14 protein-coding genes and 1 tRNA gene are annotated in these 18,050 nt (G+C 71.8%); 5 read left to right on the top strand and 10 right to left on the bottom strand.

What is annotated here, in order from left to right; genetic code table 11:
* Positions 1–47 precede the first annotated feature (47 nt).
* The 8 genes from ACFVS8_RS02020 to ACFVS8_RS02055 all read right to left on the bottom strand — a co-directional run bounded on the left by ACFVS8_RS02020 (position 48) and on the right by ACFVS8_RS02055 (position 8,434).
* Entirely contained in the window at positions 48–2,450 is a 2,403-nt protein-coding gene (locus tag ACFVS8_RS02020) for a DEAD/DEAH box helicase (RefSeq protein WP_387057066.1), read from the bottom strand.
* 42 nt (positions 2,451–2,492) lie between these two features.
* Positions 2,493–3,329: a twin-arginine translocase subunit TatC gene (tatC, locus tag ACFVS8_RS02025; RefSeq protein WP_387057068.1), complete on the bottom strand. Its 837-nt coding sequence runs from the start codon at positions 3,327–3,329 to the stop codon at positions 2,493–2,495.
* A 3-nt stretch (positions 3,330–3,332) separates the two neighbouring features.
* Positions 3,333–3,584 (bottom strand): twin-arginine translocase TatA/TatE family subunit, encoded by a 252-nt coding sequence (gene tatA / locus ACFVS8_RS02030; protein ID WP_387057070.1) that lies wholly within the window; start codon positions 3,582–3,584, stop codon positions 3,333–3,335.
* Positions 3,585–3,649: 65 nt separating this feature from the next.
* On the bottom strand, positions 3,650–4,633 hold the full coding sequence (locus ACFVS8_RS02035; protein WP_387057072.1) for a helix-turn-helix transcriptional regulator: 984 nt from the start codon (positions 4,631–4,633) through the stop codon (positions 3,650–3,652).
* Positions 4,630–5,691: a helix-turn-helix transcriptional regulator gene (locus tag ACFVS8_RS02040; RefSeq protein WP_387057074.1), complete on the bottom strand. Its 1,062-nt coding sequence runs from the start codon at positions 5,689–5,691 to the stop codon at positions 4,630–4,632. The genes ACFVS8_RS02035 and ACFVS8_RS02040 overlap by 4 nt, the downstream gene beginning before the upstream one ends.
* Before the next feature lie 58 nt (positions 5,692–5,749).
* Entirely contained in the window at positions 5,750–6,691 is a 942-nt protein-coding gene (locus tag ACFVS8_RS02045; protein ID WP_387057076.1) for an FKBP-type peptidyl-prolyl cis-trans isomerase, read from the bottom strand.
* Positions 6,692–6,734: 43 nt separating this feature from the next.
* Positions 6,735–7,763, bottom strand: a complete 1,029-nt coding sequence (locus ACFVS8_RS02050) for a tRNA (adenine-N1)-methyltransferase (protein WP_387057078.1) — start codon at positions 7,761–7,763, stop codon at positions 6,735–6,737.
* Positions 7,760–8,434: an HAD family hydrolase gene (locus ACFVS8_RS02055; protein ID WP_387057080.1), complete on the bottom strand. Its 675-nt coding sequence runs from the start codon at positions 8,432–8,434 to the stop codon at positions 7,760–7,762. The genes ACFVS8_RS02050 and ACFVS8_RS02055 overlap by 4 nt, the downstream gene beginning before the upstream one ends.
* 77 nt (positions 8,435–8,511) lie before the next feature.
* On the opposite strand from ACFVS8_RS02055, the gene ACFVS8_RS02060 reads away from it, so the two are divergent.
* Positions 8,512–9,474 (top strand): PAC2 family protein, encoded by a 963-nt coding sequence (locus ACFVS8_RS02060; protein WP_387057082.1) that lies wholly within the window; start codon positions 8,512–8,514, stop codon positions 9,472–9,474.
* A 4-nt stretch (positions 9,475–9,478) separates the two neighbouring features.
* On the opposite strand, the gene ACFVS8_RS02065 is transcribed toward ACFVS8_RS02060, so the two are convergent.
* Positions 9,479–10,297 (bottom strand): undecaprenyl-diphosphate phosphatase, encoded by an 819-nt coding sequence (locus tag ACFVS8_RS02065; protein WP_387057084.1) that lies wholly within the window; start codon positions 10,295–10,297, stop codon positions 9,479–9,481.
* A gap of 45 nt (positions 10,298–10,342) precedes the next feature.
* Entirely contained in the window at positions 10,343–11,716 is a 1,374-nt protein-coding gene (locus ACFVS8_RS02070) for a M20/M25/M40 family metallo-hydrolase (RefSeq protein WP_387057086.1), read from the bottom strand.
* A 210-nt stretch (positions 11,717–11,926) separates the two neighbouring features.
* Here ACFVS8_RS02070 and ACFVS8_RS02075 point away from each other — a divergent pair.
* The 4 genes from ACFVS8_RS02075 (at position 11,927) to ACFVS8_RS02090 (ending at position 18,048) form a co-directional block, all read left to right on the top strand.
* Positions 11,927–12,010, top strand: a tRNA-Leu gene (locus ACFVS8_RS02075).
* A 157-nt stretch (positions 12,011–12,167) separates the two neighbouring features.
* Positions 12,168–13,019: a hypothetical protein gene (locus tag ACFVS8_RS02080; RefSeq protein ID WP_387057088.1), complete on the top strand. Its 852-nt coding sequence runs from the start codon at positions 12,168–12,170 to the stop codon at positions 13,017–13,019.
* Positions 13,016–14,632 (top strand): DNA polymerase Y family protein, encoded by a 1,617-nt coding sequence (locus ACFVS8_RS02085; protein WP_387057090.1) that lies wholly within the window; start codon positions 13,016–13,018, stop codon positions 14,630–14,632. The genes ACFVS8_RS02080 and ACFVS8_RS02085 overlap by 4 nt, the downstream gene beginning before the upstream one ends.
* On the top strand, positions 14,632–18,048 hold the full coding sequence (locus ACFVS8_RS02090) for an error-prone DNA polymerase (RefSeq protein ID WP_387057092.1): 3,417 nt from the start codon (positions 14,632–14,634) through the stop codon (positions 18,046–18,048). Before ACFVS8_RS02085 ends, ACFVS8_RS02090 begins: the two co-directional genes overlap by 1 nt.
* The last annotated feature ends 2 nt before the right edge of the window (positions 18,049–18,050 follow it).

An 18,050-nucleotide genomic window follows, 5' to 3' on the forward strand; every position in this document is an offset into this window, starting at 1 on the left:
CGCCCGACCGCCCCGGAGGCCGCCCTCCCCCGCGATCGGGCGCGGCCTCAGCCCGTCGAGCCGTAGGCGACCACGCCGCGGCGCACCGCATCGATCGCCGCACGAGCCGTCGCGCCGAGTTCGGCGTCGGCGACGATCGAGATCTGGTCGAGCAGGTCGACGACCTGCTTGGCGACGCGCACGAAGTCGCCGGCCGCGAGGTCGGTGTCGGAGAGCACCGCTCCGAGCGCCGCGCCCGACGCCCACGCGTGCATGGCCGTCGCCAGCGCGGGCGACGGCACCTCGCTGCCGTTCAACCGGTTGTCGCGCTCGAGGTCGTCGAGCTCGCTCCAGACGTCGGTCGTGCGGTCGAACGCATCGCGGAAGCGGCCGCGCGGCAGCCGGAACTGCTCGCCGCGATCGTCTCGACGAGGCTCGTACACGAGCGACACGGCCATTGCGGCGATCGACGGCACGTCGAGCCCGTTCCAGAACCCCTGGCGCAGGCATTCGGCGACGAGCAGGTCGCGTTCGCCGTAGATGCGCTTCAGGATGCGGCCGGCCGCCGTCGACACCATGCCGCCGTCGGCCGTGCGCTCGAGGTAGCCGAGGTGCTCGAGCACGTCGGCCACCCGATCGAACCGCTTCGCGATCTGCCCGGTGCGCGAGTGGATCTGCCGGGAGAGCTGCTCGTGCTCGCGATGCAGCCGCCACCAGCGCTCGGCCCACCTCGCGTGCTGCTCGCGCTCGGCGCAACCGTGGCACGGATGCGCACGCATCTGCTTGCGGGCGGCGGCGAGGTCGCGCTGCATGCGCTCGCGCTGCGCGTGGGTGGGATTGCCCTTGGAGTTCGACCGCTCGAGATCGCCGATGCGCCGTCGGATCGCGGCGTACTCGGCGAAGTCGCCCAAGTGGCACGTCATGGCCTGCGCGTAGCCGGCCATCGACTCCTCCTGCTTGCGGAGGGTGCGTGCGAGGTCGACCACGGCGCGGTCGGCCTGGAACTGGGCGAACGAGAGCTCGAGGACCTGGCGCGTGCGCTCGCGCCCGAACTGGTCGACGAGGTTCACCGCCATGTTGTAGGTCGGCTTGAAGCTGGAGTTCATCGGGTAGCTCCGGCGGGAGGCCAGCGCCGCGACGGACTCGGGATCGAGCCCGTCGACCCACTGGATCACCGAGTGCCCCTCGACGTCGATGCCGCGTCGGCCCGCGCGCCCCGTCAGCTGGGTGTACTCCCCCGGCGTGATCGGCACGCGCGCCTCGCCGTTGAACTTCTCGAGCTTCTCGAGCACGACCGACCTGGCCGGCATGTTCACGCCGAGCGCGAGGGTCTCGGTCGCGAAGACGACCTTCAGAAGCTTGCGCTGGAAGAGCTCCTCGACGACCTCCTTGAACGCGGGGAGCATGCCGGCGTGGTGCGCGGCGACGCCGCGCTGCAGGCCCTCGAGCCAGTCCCAGTAGCCGAGCACGGCGAGGTCTTCATCACGGAGCATCTGCACGCGCGACTCGACGATCGCCCGGATCTCGTCGCGCTCGGCGGTCTCGGTGAGGCGGATGCCCGACCGGAGCACCTGGCGGACGGCCTGATCGCACCCGGCGCGCGAGAAGATGAAGAAGATCGCGGGCAGCAGGTGCTTGCCGTGCAGCAGGTCGACGACCTCCGGCCGATCGATGCGCCCGGCCCCCTGCGCCCCGGCCTGGTGGAAGCGACCGCGGTCGCCGCCGCGCCGTCCGCGAGCCGAGCGCGACGAGATCGAGCGCCCGCCGGCACGCGCGAGCTGCATGAGCTCGGGGTTGACCCGATTCGTGGCCGCCTTGCCCGACGAGTCGAAGAGGTCGACGAGCTTCGCCTTCACGAGCACGTGCTGCTCGAGCGGAACCGGGCGGTCTTCCGAGACGATGACGTCGGTGTCGCCGCGCACGGCCTGCAGCCAGTCGCCGAACTCCTCGGCGTTGGAGACCGTCGCCGACAGCGAGACGAGCCGCACGTCTTCGGGCAGGTGGATGATGACCTCCTCCCACACGGCCCCGCGGAACCGGTCGGCGAGGTAGTGCACCTCGTCCATGACGACGTACGCGAGGCGATCGAGCGTCGGCGACTCGGCGTACAGCATGTTGCGGAGCACCTCGGTGGTCATCACCACGATGCGCGCGTTCGAGTTGATGTTCGTGTCGCCCGTGAGCAGGCCGACGTCGTCGGCGCCCCAGGTCTCCACGAACTCCTGGTACTTCTGGTTCGAGAGCGCCTTGATGGGCGTCGTGTAGAACACCTTCGCGCCCGTCTGCTGCATCGCGAGGTACACCGCGAACTCGGCGACGACCGTCTTGCCCGCGCCCGTCGGTGCCGCGACGAGCACGCTCCGACCCTCGTCGAGCGCCCCGCAGGCCGCTCGTTGGAAGGGGTCGAGGTCGAATCGTTGGGATGCCGCGAAGTCCTGGAGTCGCGGACGTCGGCGCTGTTCGCGCGACATCGCATACCGTTCCGCCGGCGAGAGGCTCATCACCCTCTCAGCCTAGACAGCCGCGCCGAACTCCTCGCGGTTTCGACGATCGACACGGCGGTCGTGCAGGTGCGCGATGAACCAGGCTAGGAAGTAGAGCCCGATCATGGGGATCGCGAGCATGAACATCGAGACGACGTCGGCCGACGGGGTGGCGATCGCCGTGAACAGCACGATGACGAGGATCGCGACCCGCCACGACTTGATGATCGACGCGGCGCTGATGACGCCGGCGAAGTTCAGCAGCACGATGAACACCGGCAGCACGAACGCGATGCCGATCGCGATCACCAGCTTCTGCACGAAGTCGAGGTACTCCTTGGCCGTGAGCAGGGTCTCGCCGCCCTCGGGCACGAAGCTCGTCATGAGCTTGACGATGTTCGGCAGCACGAACCATCCGGCGGCGCACCCGGCGAGGAAGAGCGGGATCGCCGAGAGGAAGAAGCCGAGCGTGAACTTGCGCTCGCGGGTGTTCAGGCCGGGTACGAGGAAGGCGAAGATCTGGTAGAGCCACACCGGGCTCGAGATGACGAGACCGATCGTGAACGCCAGCTGGAGGCGCAGGTCGAACGCGCTCGAGATGGTCGGGAAGACGATGCTCGCGACCTGCGGCACGTCTTCGCCCGGATGCGCGGCGGCGTACGCCTCGGCCTGCGCCTTGGCCACGTTCACCACGGGCTGCTGGATCGCGTCCCACACGAACCACTCGGTGAGCAGCCAGCCCGCGATGCCGCCGACCACGATGGCGATGGCCGCGATGAACAGCCGCTTGCGGAGCTCGATCAGGTGCGCACCGAGCGACATCCGCCGCTCGTGGTTCTTCTCACCGCGCGCCGTCGTCGCGGTCATGCGTCAGGCGCCTGAGGTCGTATCGGGCTTCTTGGCCGTGCCGTCGGTCGCGCCGGCGCCGCCGGCGGCATCGTTGCCTGCCGTGTCGCCCGCGGCCGCGTCGGCCTTGCCGTCGGTGTCGCGCACCTCGGTCTTGAGGATCTTCATGGACTGCCCGAGGCTCCGCGCGAGCGCCGGGAGCTTGGGCGCGCCGAAGAGCAGCAGGATGATGACCAGGATGATCAGGAAGTGCCATCCGGTGAGGTTTGCGAACATGCGGCGTCCAATTCTGACGGGGATGTGGTGGTCAGTCTAACCGGTCGCGTGGAGCGCGCGCGTGCTCAGCGGACGGATGCCTCGTCGTACCCCTGCAGGCCGGCCGCGGCCCACTCCGCGACGACCTGCCTGGCGTCGGCCGGAGCCACGACGGTCACGAGACCAGGCAGCCCGGCGACGAGGCGCTTCAGACCGTGCACGTGCGCGAGGCGGAGGGTCACCCGGAGCCGCCCGCCCACCTCCTGCGTCGACGAGTCCGCCAGGTAGTCGGCGAGCAGCGGGAGCGCCTCGGCCGCGACGTCGACGACCACGTCGAGGTCGGAGGACGATCCCTGGAACAACGTCTCGGGCACCTGCAGGTCGCGATGGTCGCCGACGGGCAGGTCGAGCACCTCGAGGTCGCTCATGCGGTCGACGCGGAAGTTGCGCACGTCTTCGCGCGTGTGGCAGTACGCCTGCAGGTACCAGTCCGCCTCCTGCGAGATGACGCGAAGGGGGTCGGTGCGCCGACGCCCTGCCTCTCCCCTGGCGTTCAGGTAGTCGAACTCGAGCTGCACGCCGCCCGTGATCGCACGACGGATGAGCGCGAGCGAGGAATCCGCCGCGGTCTCGGCGATGGCGAGGCCGGACGGCGCCGACGAGGCGCCCGCCCTGAGCTTGCCCATGAGCGACGCGAGCGCGGTGCTGTCGGCGTTCTCGGGCAGGGCCGCCAGGTACTGCAGGCCGGCGATGAGGGCTGCCGCCTCGCGCGCGGCGAGGCGCGGCGCCTCGTCGATCGCCACGTGGTGCACGATGACGATCTCGTCGTGCTCCTCGAAGGCGTCCCAGTCGATGTCGAAGAGGTCGTTGGACTGGTAGGTGCCGGTGTCGCCCGGCAGCCCCGACATCGCGATCAGCCGCACGGCGTCGCGGATCTGCTCCTCGGTGGAGGTGAAGTGCGCCGCCGCCTCGGAGACCGTGACCACCTGCTGCTCGATCAGGTACGGCACGAGCGAGAGCAGGAACACGAGCTTGTCGGGAGCACGCAGCGCGGCTCGTCGCTGGGTCATGAGGCCCCTTCGGTCGCAGGAGCGGCGGGCGCGGTGGTCGCGCCCGCATGGGGGCCGGCCGCGTGCGCCTCGGCGACGACGCGCAGCCGGTCGCGGACGGCGTCGCGGAGGTCGGCCGGGCCGAGCACGCGGACCTCGGGACCGTAGGCCGCGAGCTCGTCGGCGAAGGCCGCGACGTCGGTGTAGTGCAGGCGGATGACGCCGGCGTCTTCGTCGCCGAGCACGGCGCGCTTGCCGAGGCGCACCTCGGCGTCGCTGCCCGCGGTGACGGCGAGGTCGGCGACGTTGCTGAGGCGCAGCTCGTCGAGCTCGGCGAGGATGCGGTCCTGCACGCCCTCGGCGGGCGGTTCGAACGTGGCGCCCGCGACGACCTCGACCTTGCCGACGATCCGCGACAGCAGGAAGGTGCGGAGGCCATCGGCGTCGACGTCGCGACCGTGCAGGTGCCAACGGCCCTCGTGGAGCACGACCGCGTACGGGTCGACGCGACGGGGCCGCGGCGCGGTCTCGCCGGGCTTGAGGTACGCGAACCGCACGCGCTGACGACGGTCGAGCGCGGCGCGCAGCGGTTCGAACGCGGCGTCGCGCACGCGGAGCCGGGGGGCGTACCCGATGACCGGCTCGCGCGGCTCGATGCCGAGCCCGCGGATCTTCGTGAGCGCCCGACGCGAGTCCTCGGAGAGCGAGGCGCCGCGCCAGACCTCGCCGGCGAGGGCGAGGAGGGCGAGTTCGTCGGGCGTGAACCGCACGGCGTCGGGCAGGTCGTACTGGCCCTTCGGGATGCGGTAGCGCAGCGCCTGGTTGTCGCCGGGGCGGTCGGGCGACTCGACGGTCTCGAGCGGGATGCCGAGCTCGCGCACCTCGTCTTTGTCGCGCTCGAACTGGCGCTCGAGGTTCGCGTTGCCGCCGTGCGGGTCGTAGCGCTCGGCGTAGCCGCGCACGGTCGACAGGATCTCGGCCTTGAGCAGCCCGGTCTCGGTCGCCAGGAGCGCGAGGACGAGGCTGAACAGGCGGTCTTCGACCGGGATCTTCACGTCTCTTCGTTCGCCGCCGGTCACAGGAGCGATCTTACCCACGCCGGTGGCGCCGGGCGGCGGAACGAAGCGAGTCCGGACGTCAGACCACGCCCAGGATGTCGATGACGAAGAACAGGGTCGAGCCGGCCGGGATCGAGCCCTGCGCCTGGTCTCCGTAGCCCTCGGACGGCGGGATGATGACGCCGATCTGCGAGCCGACCTTCTGCCCGATGATCGCCGTGGAGAAGCCGGGGATCACCTGGCCGCCCTCGCCGACCGCGAAGGTCGCCGGCGTGCCGTTCTCCCACGAGGAGTCGAACACGGTGCCCTCGTCCCAGAGCACGCCCGTGTAGTTGACCACGACGGTGTCGCCGTCTTCGACGACCTCGCCGTCGCCCTCGAGCAGGGTCTCCTGCTCGAGCGTCGTCGGCGCCGCCTTCTTGGGCACGGTGATGCCGGGGCGTCCGTCGGGCGCGAGCACCACGGCCGGGAACCCGTCGCGCGTCAGGCGCGGCGAGCCGTCGGCACGCGAGGGGAACGCGCGCTGCACGTCGACCACGAAGACGAGGCTGTCGCCGGGCTCGATGCCGAGCGAGGCGTTGCCGTTCGGTCCGAAGCCGTCCTTCTCGGGCACGACGACGGCGACGCGCGAACCCTCGCGCGCGCAGGTGAGGCCCTTGGCGATGCCGGGCATGGTCGCCGATGCGTTCACGTTCAGCGGGATGGCGTCTTCGTCGCCGAAGCCGGAGACCTGCAGTTCGTCGCCCGTCGCGCCGTTGTAGACCGCGAGGCCGACGAGCGCGAGCTGCCCCTCTTCGAGCACCGGACCCGTGCCCTCGATGATCTCGGTGCACTGGGTCTCCTCGGGAGCCAGCGGCGTCGGGAAGGAGACCTTCGGCTCCGCGCCGAACTTGCCGGTCACCGCGATCGCCGAGGAGGAGTCTCCGGGGGTCGCCTCGGGCACCGGCGCCGAGGCGGCGCATCCGGTGAGGGCGACGGCGACGAGGCCGGCGGTGGCGATGAGCGCGAGTGACGAGCGCACTGATCCTCGATTCTTCGTGGGGTCGCGTGGGGGCGGGGAAAGCCTACTCGGCTTCGGCCGGGGGTTCGGTCGGTGCGTCGTCGAGGCCGGAGCCCTCGCGCGAACGCGCGGCCGCGGCATCCGCAGCCCTGGCGCGCTTGCGCAGCACCTTGTCGCTCACCTGGCGTTCGCCGAGCGCTCCGGGCGTCCAGAGCTCGACGTCTTCATCGGAGAACTCGGTCTTCGACGGGCGGCGCTTGAGCTCGGGCAGCACGGTGTCGGGCGCGAGGCGTCGGGCGGTGAGGAGGAATCCGGTGTGCGCGATCATGCGGTGGTCGGGGCGCACTGCGAGCCCCTGCACGTGCCAGCCGCGCACCATGGTCTCGGAGGACTGCGGCTCGGTGTACTCGCCCGTCGCGCGGATCGCCTCGGCGACGCGCGAGAGCTGCGTGACCGTGGCGATGTAGCAGAGCAGCACTCCGCCGGGCTTCAGCGCGGTCGACACGGCGCCGAGGCACTCCCACGGTGCGAGCATGTCGAGCACGACGCGGTCGACGGATGCCTCGGGCGCGACCTCGGGCAGCGCCTCGGCGAGGTCGCCGAGCGTGATGGTCCAGTTCTCGGGGTCGGCGCCGTGGAACGTCGCCACGTTGCCGCGCGCGACGCCCGCGAAGTCGTCGCGGCGCTCGAACGAGTGCAGGCGGCCCTGGGGGCCGATGGCGCGGAGCAGCCACAGCGACAGCGCGCCCGACCCGACGCCGGCCTCGACGACCGTCGCACCGGGGAAGATGTCGGCCTGCGCCAGGATCTGCGCGGCGTCCTTCGGATAGACGATCGCGGCGCCGCGAGGCATCGACATGACGAAGTCGCTGAGCAGGGGGCGCAGGGCGAGGTACTCGATGCCGACCTGGTTCGCGACGACCGAGCCGTCGGGCAGGCCGATGATCTCGTCGTGGGCGATGATGCCCTTGTGCGAGTGGAACACCTGGCCCGGCTCGAGGGTGATCGTGTGCATGCGGCCCTTGGGGCCGGTCAGCTGCACGCGGTCGCCGACCTGGAACGGGCCGCTGCGCTCGCCGCGGGACTCGCTCATGCGCTCGCCTTTCGTGAGAGGGCGAGGGCGGCCACGTCGGCCACCGTCCGCCCGTGGAGGCTCGGCCAGAGCACCGTCGCCGGGGTCTGGTCGAGCGGGAGGATGTTGGGCACGCCGACCGTGATGGCGCCCGACGCAGCCGCCGAGGCGACACCGGTCGGCGAGTCCTCGAAGGCGACGCAGTCGGCGATGTCGACGCCGAGTTCGGCTGCCGCCGCGAGGTAGGGCTCGGGGTGCGGCTTCGCGTTCGTCACCGAGTCGCCCGTGACGATCGCGTCGAACGGGTGGAACGGCATCGCACCGATCACGTCGTCGGCCATCGACCGCACCGACATGGTCACGAGCGCGCAGGGAACGGATGCCTCGCGCAGTGCCTCGAGCAGCTCGCGGGCGCCGGGCCGCCACGGCAGCCCGAACTCGTTCAACTGCTCGCGCACCCGCTGCGTGAGCCGGGCGACGATCGCGTCGGCGTCGAGGTCGACGCCGTGCTCCTGGAAGATGCGCGCCGACTCCCAGAGCCCGCTGCCGACCAGGCGCATCGCGTCGTCGTGGGTCCACGTGCCGCCGAACGAGCCGACGAGCTCCTCCTCGGCGGACATCCAGTAGGGCTCGGTGTCGACGATCGTGCCGTCCATGTCCCAGAGGACTGCGGCGGGAAGGCGAGTGGTCACAACCGTCAAGTCTACGGGCACGGCCTATTGTGGGAGTTGACCCGGGGAGATCCGGGGCGGAGAGCGGGGCACCGAGCGTGAATCAAGCGGCCGGATTCGACGGCGGCAGGCTGCTGCTCGTCGCCTTCGAGGGGTGGAACGACGCGGGCGAAGCGGCGACCGGGGCGGCGAAGCTGCTCGTCGACCGGCTCTCCCTCGTCGAGATCGCGGCCGTCGACCCCGAGCTCTACTTCGACTACCAGTTCACCCGCCCGATGGTCGTGCAGGGCGACGACGGCGTGCGCCGCATCGAATGGCCGGGCGCCTCGCTCCGCGGTCCGGCGACGTCGACCGAGGCGGATGCCGCGGCATCCGTTCCCGAGTCGGGCGACGACGAGCGGGTCACCGGCCCCGGGGCCGACACCCTGCACGTGCTGCTCGGTGCCGAACCCGCGCGCAGCTGGAAGAGCTTCGCCGCCGAACTCGTCGACCAGGCGCTGGCCGCCGACGTCGAGGGCATGATCCTGCTCGGCGCCATGCTGGCCGATGCACCGCACACGCGGCCGCTGTCGGTCTTCGCGTCGAGCGAGAACCGGGAGGTCCGCGACCGCTACGGCGTCGAGCGGTCGACGTACGAGGGCCCGGTCGGCATCCTCAGCGTCATCGCCGACCAGGCCGAGCGCGCCGGCATCCCCACGATCTCGCTCTGGGCGTCGGTGCCGCACTACGTGCACAACGCGCCCTCCCCCAAGGCGGTGCTCGCCCTCCTCGGCAAGCTCGAGGAGCTCACGGGGCTCAGCATTCCCCGAGGCACCCTTGAAGACGAGGCGAAGACCTGGGAGGCAGGCGTCGACGCGCTCGCGGCCGAAGACGAGGACATGGCCGGCTACATCGAGCAGCTGGAACGGGCGCGCGACGCCGTCGACGCGCCCGAGGCGAGCGGCGAGGCCATCGCGCAGGAGTTCGAGCGCTATCTCCGTCGCCGGGGCGACGGCCCCGACGGTCGCGACGGCCGGGCCGAGGGCCCTCGCGACGAGCCCTGGCGGCCGCGCGAAAGCTGAGCGGTCAGGGCTGGATGACGCCCATGCCGAGCAGCACGAACAGCGTGCCGCCGAGCAGCACCCGGTAGATCACGAACGGCAGGAAGCTGCGCTTGGAGATGTAGCTCATGAAGAACGCGATCACGGCGAGGCCGACGAAGAACGCCACGACCGTCGCAGCGCCCGTCTCGACGAGGTTGTACACCGAAGGTTCGCCCAGGCTCTTCGCGAGCTGGTAGAGCCCGCTGCCGAAGACCGCGGGGATCGCGAGCAAGAACGCGTACCGCGCGGCGGCGGCGCGCTCGTAGCCGAGGAACAGGCCCGCGGTGATCGTGCCGCCCGAGCGCGAGACGCCGGGGATCAGCGCGAGCGCCTGGGCGAAGCCGAAGACGATGCCGTGCCCGACGGTGATGTCGTCGAGCTTGCGTCGCTTCGCACCCGCCCAGTCGGCGAGCCCGAGGATCAGGCCGAAGACCACGAGCATCGTGGCCGTGATCCAGAGCGAGCGGAATGTGGTCTCGATCGCGTCCTGGAAGAGCAGCCCCAGCACGATGATCGGCAGCGAGCCGACGATGATCAGCCAGCCCATGCGCGCGTCGGGGTCGTTCCGGGGCACGCGACCGGTGAACGAGCCGAACCAGTGCGAGATGATGCGCACGATGTCGCGCCAGAAGAACACGATGACGGCGGTCTCGGTTCCGAGCTGCGTGATCGCGGTGAAGGCCGCACCGGGGTCTTGGGCACCCGGCAGGAACTCGCCGAGGATGCGCAGGTGGGCGCTCGAGGAGATGGGGAGGAACTCGGTGAGCCCTTGGACGAATCCGAGGATCAGCGCTTCGATCACGTGGCTGGGCCGCCTTTCCGCTCCGGCTACCCGGAGTTCAGACCGTCAGTAGTCGAGGAGGAGGTCGCGGAGGACCTGTCTTCCGAAGAATAGTGCGTCCAGCGGCACCCGCTCGTCGACGCCGTGGAACATCGCCGGGAAGTCGAGCCCCTCTGGCAGCCGCAGGGGCGCGAAGCCGTAGCCCGTGATGCCGAGGCGGCTGAGCGACTTGTTGTCGGTGCCGCCGGAGAGCAGGTAGGGGAAGACGGGCGCTCCCGGATCGTGCGCGTGGATGGCCCGGTGCACGGCGTCGACCAGCGCTCCCGACGTGGGCGCCTCGAGTCCCACGTCGCGGTGCACGATCTCGATCTCGATGTCGTCGCCCGCGATGCGCGCGACCTCGGCGAGCACGTCGTCCTCCTCGCCGGGCAGGGTGCGGATGTCGAGGAGCGCCTCCGCCCGGTCGGGGATCACGTTGTGCTTGTAGCCGGCGTCGAGCCCCGTCGGGTTCGACGTCGTTCGCAGGGTCGCCGTGATGAACCCCGACGCAGACCCGGTCGCGAGTGCGAGCTCGTCGGGCGAGACCTGCTGCGGGTCGACCCCGAGGGTGTCGGCCACGCGGTCGAGCAGTTCGCGCGTCGTGCCCGTGAGGTGCACGGGCCACTCGGTCGACCCGATGCGGGCGATCGCGCCCGCGAGCTTCGTGATCGCGTTGTCGCGGATGAGGCGCGAGCCGTGCGCGGCCGTGCCCTTCGCGACCAGGCGAACCCAGAGCAGCGACTTCTCGCCCGTCTGCAGCAGGTAGGCGCGCGTGCCGCCGACCGTGATCGAGTACCCGCCGACCTCGCTGATCGCCTCGGTCGCGCCCGCGAAGAGCTCGGGGTGGTCGTCGACGAGGCGGCTCGCGCCCACGCCTCCCCCGGCCTCCTCGTCGGCGAAGTACGCCACGACGATCTCGCGCTCGGGCAGCCGGCCCGAGCCGAGGATGTCGCCGAGCGCCGTGAGCATCATGGCGTCCATGTCCTTCATGTCGACGGCGCCTCGGCCCCAGAGCATGCCGTCCTTGATCTCGCCGGCGAACGGGTCGACGCTCCAGTTGCGCGGGTCGGCCGGCACCACGTCGAGGTGGCCGTGCAGCACGAGCGCGGGCTTGTCGGGGTTGCGGCCGGGCACGCGGGCCACGACGCTCGTGCGCCGCGGCTCGGGTTCGAACATCTGCGGCGACAGTCCGAGCGCCGCCAGGCGCGCCTCGACGTACTCGGCCGCCTCGCGCTCGCCGTTCGCCCGGCCCCCGCCGTAGTTCGACGTGTCGAACCTGATCAGGTCGCGCGCGATGCGCGCGGTCTCCTCGAGGTCGAGGCCGAGGTCGAGGTCGGCCGTCGGGTCGGCGGGCTCGCGTGCGGGGTCGGACTCGGACTGCGGTGCGGATGTCTCGGCCATGCCCTTCACCGTAGCCGCCGCGTGCGATCCTGGGCGAAGTGCGCCGCGATACGAAGACATGCGGAATTCGGAACATGCCGCTGATCGGCGCTTCGAGTGCTCGAGCGCGCTGCACGGGGCGTCGGATCGGCTCCCGTGGTCAAAAGCACGTTCGGAACCGTGATAGTGTTCTATCTCGTTGCCGAGCGAGAGATCGCAAGGCAGACACAAGCGCGGGTGGCGGAAATGGCAGACGCGCTAGCTTGAGGTGCTAGTGCCCTAACGGGCGTGGGGGTTCAAGTCCCCCCTCGCGCACGCTTGTGTCGAGAAGGCCCGGATCGGTTTCGATCCGGGCCTTCTTGCATTTCGCGGCCCGTTATCCGAGCGGACGATGGCGCTTCTTTCCCGAGCGGACGATCGGCGCTTCCGACTTGCCGTGTTCGAACATATGTTCGAAACTGGAGCGGTGACCATGACCGCTCCCCTCGACGACACCGCACCCGGCGTCGACGCGCCCTGGGGCGACGCCTCGCGGCCAGAAGCGGTTCGCGGCATCGCCTCCGAGGCCGCGCCTCGGGCGACGAGGGTCGAGGAGCTCCAGGCCCGCATCCGCGGCATGCAGAGCACGCGTCTCGAGACCAGGGCCGTGCCCACGCATCCGGCCTTCGCCGACGTGCTCCCCGGCGGCACCCTCCGCGAGGGCACGATCGTGCAGGTCGAGGGGTCGATGACCCTGCTCATGGCCCTGCTCGCCGGCCCCAGCGCAGACGGGCGCTGGGCGGCGATCGTCGGCATGCCCGAGTTCGGCGTCGAGGCCGCAGCGGGGTTCGGCATCGCCCTCGACCGGCTCGCGCTGGTGCCCGATCCCGGAGACCGGTGGCTGGCGGTGGCCGCGGCGCTCGCCGACGTCATCCCGGTGGTCGCCGTGCGGCCGACGGGGCAGGTCTCCCCCGCCGAGGCGAGCCGCCTGCAGGCGAGGCTCCGCCAGCGCGGCACCACGCTGCTCGTCGCCGGCGCCTGGCCGGGCAGCGACGCCAGGCTCGGGGTCGAGTCGAGCGAGTGGCACGGGCTCGAACGGGGGCACGGCCACCTCGTCGACCGCGAGGTCGTCGTCGGGGTCGCGGGCCGCGGCGAGTTCGTGCGCCGTGCGGGGTCGCGCCTCCGGCTGCCGGGTCGGCACCTCGAGTTCGCCCGGGTGCCCGAGGCCGTCGTGCCGACCGTTCCCGTGCGCGCGAATCAGGCGAACGGCGGCCCGCGCACGCGCCTCGGGCGCCCGAATCCGCCGCTCGGCCTCGTCGGAGAAGCACGCCGGAGGGTCGGATGACCCCCGAACCCGGACGCACGATCGTGCTGTGGTGCCCCGACTGGCCGATCCGCGCCGTCTGCCGCGAGACGGGCCTCGACGAGGGCGAACCGATCGCGCTCGTCGCGCAGGGGCTCGTGTTCGCGTGCTCGGCCGAGGCGCGAAGGCACGGGGTCGCACGCGGGCTGAAGCTCAGGGAGGCGCAGCTGCGCTCCCCCGGCCTGCTCGTGCTCGACTACGACGCCGAACTCGACGTGCGGGTCTTCGAACCCGTCGTGCGCCAGGTCGAGCAGACGGTGCCCGGGGTGCAGGTGCTCAGGCCCGGAACGCTCGCCATGCGGGCTCGCGGGCCTGCGCGCTACTACGGGAGCGAGCGGGCGGCGGCGTCGGCCCTGCTCGCGACGCTCGACGGGCTCGGGCTCGCCGGCGCACGGGTGGGCATCGCCGACGGGCCGTTCACCGCCGAGCAGGCCGCGCGCGCGGGCATCGACGGCGACGGCGACGGGGTGCACGTCGTCGGCCCCGGGGCATCCGCCGCCTTCATCGCCCCGTTGCCCGTCGCGCTGGTGGCCGACCCGCGCACGACGACCCTGCTGAACCGGCTCGGGGTGCGCACGCTCGGCGAGTTCGCCGCGCTGCCGGAGGCCGATGTGCGGCGCCGGTTCGGTGCGGCAGGCGCCTTCGCCCACGACCGGGCGTCGGGCCGCGAGCAGGCGCGCGTGCTCGCGCGCACGCCCCCGCCCGAGTTCGAGGTCGAGCAGCACTTCGAGCCGCCGCTCGACCGCATCGACCAGCTCGCGTTCGCGTTCCGCGTGAACGCCGAGACGTTCATCCAGCGCATGCGAGACGTGCGCCTGGTGTGCACCGGCCTGCGCGTCGAACTCGACGACGAACGCGGCGGGCACTCGAGCCGCAGCTGGCTGCACCCCCGCTGGTTCACGCCGGCCGACGTGGTCGACCGGGTCAGGTGGCAGCTGCAGGGCTCCGGCACGGCCGACGCCGGCCTCGCGTCGCCGATCGTGCGGCTCCGCGTGATCCCCGAGCGCATCGACTCCACGGGCAACCACGAAGACGGCCTCTGGGGCGGCGGGCCCGACGAACGCGTGCACCACGGCCTCACGCGCGTGCAGAGCATGCTCGGCCACGATGCCGTCGTGACCGCCTCGGTCGGCGGCGGACGCATGCTCGCCGACCGCCAGGTGCTGGTGCCGTGGGGCGACCGCGCGCCTGAGCGCGGAGCCCGCAACGCCGCCGACGCGCCGTGGCCCGGCAGCCTGCCGGCGCTCGCGCCCGCGAGCGTGTTCCGCGAACGCCGCCCGGTGGCGCTGCTCGACGCCAGGGGTGCGGAGGTCTCGATCGACGCCCGCGGGTCGATCTCCTCGGCGCCCGAGCGGTTCGCGGTCGGCGGCGCCCCCGGGTCGGTGCCGGGCACCGCAGGCGCCGCCCGCCGCACCGACGGCTTCGGCGCCGTGCCCGTGCGGGCCTGGGCCGGGCCGTGGCCCGTCGTCGAACGCTGGTGGGACCCGGCAGCGGCCAAGCGCGTGCACCGCTTCCAGATCGTCGACGACGACGGGTGCGCGTGGTTGCTCGTGCGCGACGGCGACGGCTGGTGGGCCGAGGCGAGGTACGACTGATGGGCTGGAACAATCCGGGCATCCCGTGGTCCGAGCTCGAGCGCAAGCTCTCCGACCGGCGGCGACCGGGCGCACCCTCGCTCATCGCCGACGGCGGCGACGGTCCGGCGTTCAGCCGCAAGCGGCATCCGTACCGCCCGTCAGCCGACCTCGAGGCGCCGACCGGGCCGGTCGTGCCCTACGCCGAACTGCACGCGCACTCGACGTACAGCTTCCTCGACGGCGCATCCGCACCCGAGCAGTTGGTCGAGGAGGCGCACCGGCTCGGGCTCACCGGACTCGCCGTCACCGATCACGACGGCTTCTACGGCGTCGTGCGCTTCGCCGAGGCCGCCGAGAGCTTCCCCGAGCTCGAGACCGTGTTCGGCGCCGAGCTCTCGCTCGGCCTCACCCAGCCGCAGATGGGCGCGGCCGACCCCGAGGGCGAGCACCTGCTCGTGCTCGCGCGGCAGCAGGAGGGCTACCACCGCCTCGCGAGCGCGATCACCGAGGGGCAGCTCGCGGGCGGTGAGAAGGGGCGGCCCGTGTACTCGCTCGAGGCGCTCGCCGAGCATTCCGGAGGTGAATGGATCATCCCCACCGGATGCCGCAAGGGCATGGTGCGCCGTGCGCTCGCCGCAGGGGGCGAGGATGCCGCGTGGCGCGAGCTCGACCGGCTGATCGCCCTCTTCGGGCGCGACCACGTCGTCGTCGAGCTCTTCGACCACGGGCATCCGCTCGACCAGCAGGCCAACGACCGGCTCGCCGGGCTCGCCGAACGCGCGCGCCTGCCGTTGCTCGCGACGAACGCCGTGCACTACGCCACCCCGGGCGAGCACCGGCTCGCGTCGGCGCTCGCCGCGGTGCGCGCCAGGCGCAGCCTCGACGAGCTCGACGGGTGGCTGCCGGCATCCGACGGGCTGCACCTGCGCTCCGGGGCCGAGATGGCCGAGCGGTTCGCGCGCTACCCGGGCGCCGTCGCGCGGTCGGCGACGCTCGCCGCAGAGCTCGGGTTCACCCTGCGGAGCGCCAGGCCGAGGCTGCCCAGGCAGGAGGTGCCCGACGGGCACACGCCCATGAGCTGGCTGCGCGAGCTCACGTGGCGGGGTGCGGCCGAGCTCTACCCCGGGGTGCCCGACCACGTGCGCGAGCGCCTCGCCCGCGAGCTCGACGTCATCGAGCAGAAGGACTTCCCCGGCTACTTCCTCATCGTGCACGACCTGGTGCACGAGGCCCGTCGCCGGGGCATCCTCTGCCAGGGGCGCGGCTCGGCCGCCAACTCGGCGGTCTGCTACGTGCTGCGCATCACCGCGGTCGACTCGATCTTCTACGACCTGCCGTTCGAGCGGTTCCTGTCGGCGCTCCGCGACGAGGAGCCCGACATCGACGTCGACTTCGACTCCGACCGGCGCGAGGAGATCATCCAGTACGTCTACGAGAAGTACGGGCGCATGAACGCCGCGCAGGTCGCGAACGTCATCAGCTACCGGCCGAAGGCCGCGGTGCGCGACATGGCGAAGGCGCTCGGGTTCTCGACCGGTCAACAAGACGCGTGGAGCCGTCAGGTCGAGCGCTGGGGCGCCGTGGTCGACAGCGACGACCACGACATCCCCGCGCCGGTCGTCGAGCTCGCCTCGCAGCTCCTGACCTTCCCGAGGCACCTCGGCATCCACTCGGGCGGCATGGTGCTCACCGATCGCCCGGTCGGCGAGGTGTGCCCCATCGAGCACGCCCGCAAGGAGCGGCGCACGGTGCTGCAATGGGACAAAGACGACTGCGCGTGGATGGGCCTCGTGAAGTTCGACCTGCTCGGCCTCGGCATGCTCGCCGCACTGCAGTACACGTTCGACCTCGTGCGCGAGCACACGGGTGAGACGTGGGAGCTCGCGACCATCCCCAAAGAGGAGGCGGCGGTCTACGACATGCTCTGCCGCGCCGACTCGATCGGCGTGTTCCAGGTCGAGTCGCGAGCGCAGATGGGCACGCTCCCCCGGCTGCAGCCGCGGTGCTTCTACGACCTCGTCGTCGAGATCGCGCTCATCCGGCCCGGCCCGGTGCAGGGCGGCGCGGTGCACCCCTACATCCGGCGCCGCACGGGCGAGGAGGCGGTGACCTACCTGCATCCGAAGCTCGAACCCGTGCTCGAGCGCACGCTCGGCGTTCCGCTCTTCCAGGAGCAGCTCATGCAGATGGCCGTCGCCGTCGGCAACTGCACCGCGGCCGACGCCGACCTGCTGCGCCGCGCCATGGGCTCCAAGCGCGGGGTCGAGAAGATCGACCGGCTGCGCACCAAGCTCTACGCGGGCATGGCCGAGAACGGCATCGAGCCCGAGGTCGCCGACTCCATCTACGCCAAGATCGAGGCGTTCGCGAACTTCGGCTTCGCCGAGAGCCACGCGCTGAGCTTCGGCCTGCTCGTCTACGCGAGCTCGTGGCTGAAGCTGCACCACCCGGCCGCCTTCCTCGCGGCGCTGCTGCGGGCGCAGCCCATGGGCTTCTACTCGCCGCAGACCCTCACCGCCGACGCGCGCAGGCACGGCGTCGAGGTGCGTCGGCCCGACATCCTGCGGTCGGGCGTGCACGCGGGGCTCGAGCCGCTGCATGGCAGTTCAGACGACGGATGCCGCGAGCCCACCGGCATGCCCTCGTGCGCCGACGCCGTGCACCCGCCCGTCGGGAAGTTCGTGCGCGAGGCGCCCGACGTCTCGGCCGAGCACCGCCGCGACGGCGCCTTCGCGGTGCGTCTCGGGCTCGCCGACGTCTCCTCGATCGGGCTCGCGGTGGCCGAGCGCATCGTCGCCGAGCGCGAGGCGCGCGGGCCGTACCGCGACATGGCGGATGTCTCGAGGCGGGCGGGTCTCTCCGCGGAGCAGCTCGAGGCGCTCGCCGCAGCTGGGGCGTTCGCGGGCTTCCGGCTCGGCCGCCGCCAGGCGCTCTGGATGGCCGGGGAGGCCGCGCAGGACCGGGAGGAGTTCCTCGCGGGCTCGGTCGTCGTGGTGCAGCCGCCCCTGCTGCCGATCCTCTCGCCCGCCGAGCAGGTCGTGTACGACCTGTGGGCCACCGGCATCTCCCCCGACGACCATCCGATGCGGCACGTCCGCGAGGGGCTCGATGCACGCGGCGTGGTGCGCAGCGACCTGCTCCGCACCACCGAGAACGGTCGACGCATCGAGATCGCCGGCGTCGTCACCCACCGCCAGCGTCCGGCGACGGCGAGCGGCATCACGTTCATGAACCTCGAAGACGAAGCGGGCACGGTCAACGTGATCGCGAGCGTGGGCGTCTGGCAGCGGTATCGCCGGGTCGCGAGGGAAGCACCCGCCATGATCATCCGCGGCATCCTCGAGCGGTCGGAGCAGGGCGTGGTGAACCTCGTCGCCGACCGGTTCGAGCGGCTCACCGTGTCGGCGCCGTTGCGGTCGCGCGACTTCCGTTAGCC

Source organism: Agromyces sp. NPDC058110 (genome assembly GCF_042884735.1).
GTDB lineage: Bacteria > Actinomycetota > Actinomycetes > Actinomycetales > Microbacteriaceae > Agromyces.

Coding starts and splice junctions, on each gene's coding strand:
- ACFVS8_RS02020 (WP_387057066.1), bottom strand. CDS start 2,450: ATGTCGCGCGAACAGCGCCGACGTCCGCGACTCCAGGACTTCGCGGCA.
- tatC (WP_387057068.1), bottom strand. CDS start 3,329: ATGACCGCGACGACGGCGCGCGGTGAGAAGAACCACGAGCGGCGGATG.
- tatA (WP_387057070.1), bottom strand. CDS start 3,584: ATGTTCGCAAACCTCACCGGATGGCACTTCCTGATCATCCTGGTCATC.
- ACFVS8_RS02035 (WP_387057072.1), bottom strand. CDS start 4,633: ATGACCCAGCGACGAGCCGCGCTGCGTGCTCCCGACAAGCTCGTGTTC.
- ACFVS8_RS02050 (WP_387057078.1), bottom strand. CDS start 7,763: ATGAGCGAGTCCCGCGGCGAGCGCAGCGGCCCGTTCCAGGTCGGCGAC.
- ACFVS8_RS02070 (WP_387057086.1), bottom strand. CDS start 11,716: ATGGCCGAGACATCCGCACCGCAGTCCGAGTCCGACCCCGCACGCGAG.
- ACFVS8_RS02080 (WP_387057088.1), top strand. CDS start 12,168: ATGACCGCTCCCCTCGACGACACCGCACCCGGCGTCGACGCGCCCTGG.
- ACFVS8_RS02085 (WP_387057090.1), top strand. CDS start 13,016: ATGACCCCCGAACCCGGACGCACGATCGTGCTGTGGTGCCCCGACTGG.
- ACFVS8_RS02090 (WP_387057092.1), top strand. CDS start 14,632: ATGGGCTGGAACAATCCGGGCATCCCGTGGTCCGAGCTCGAGCGCAAG.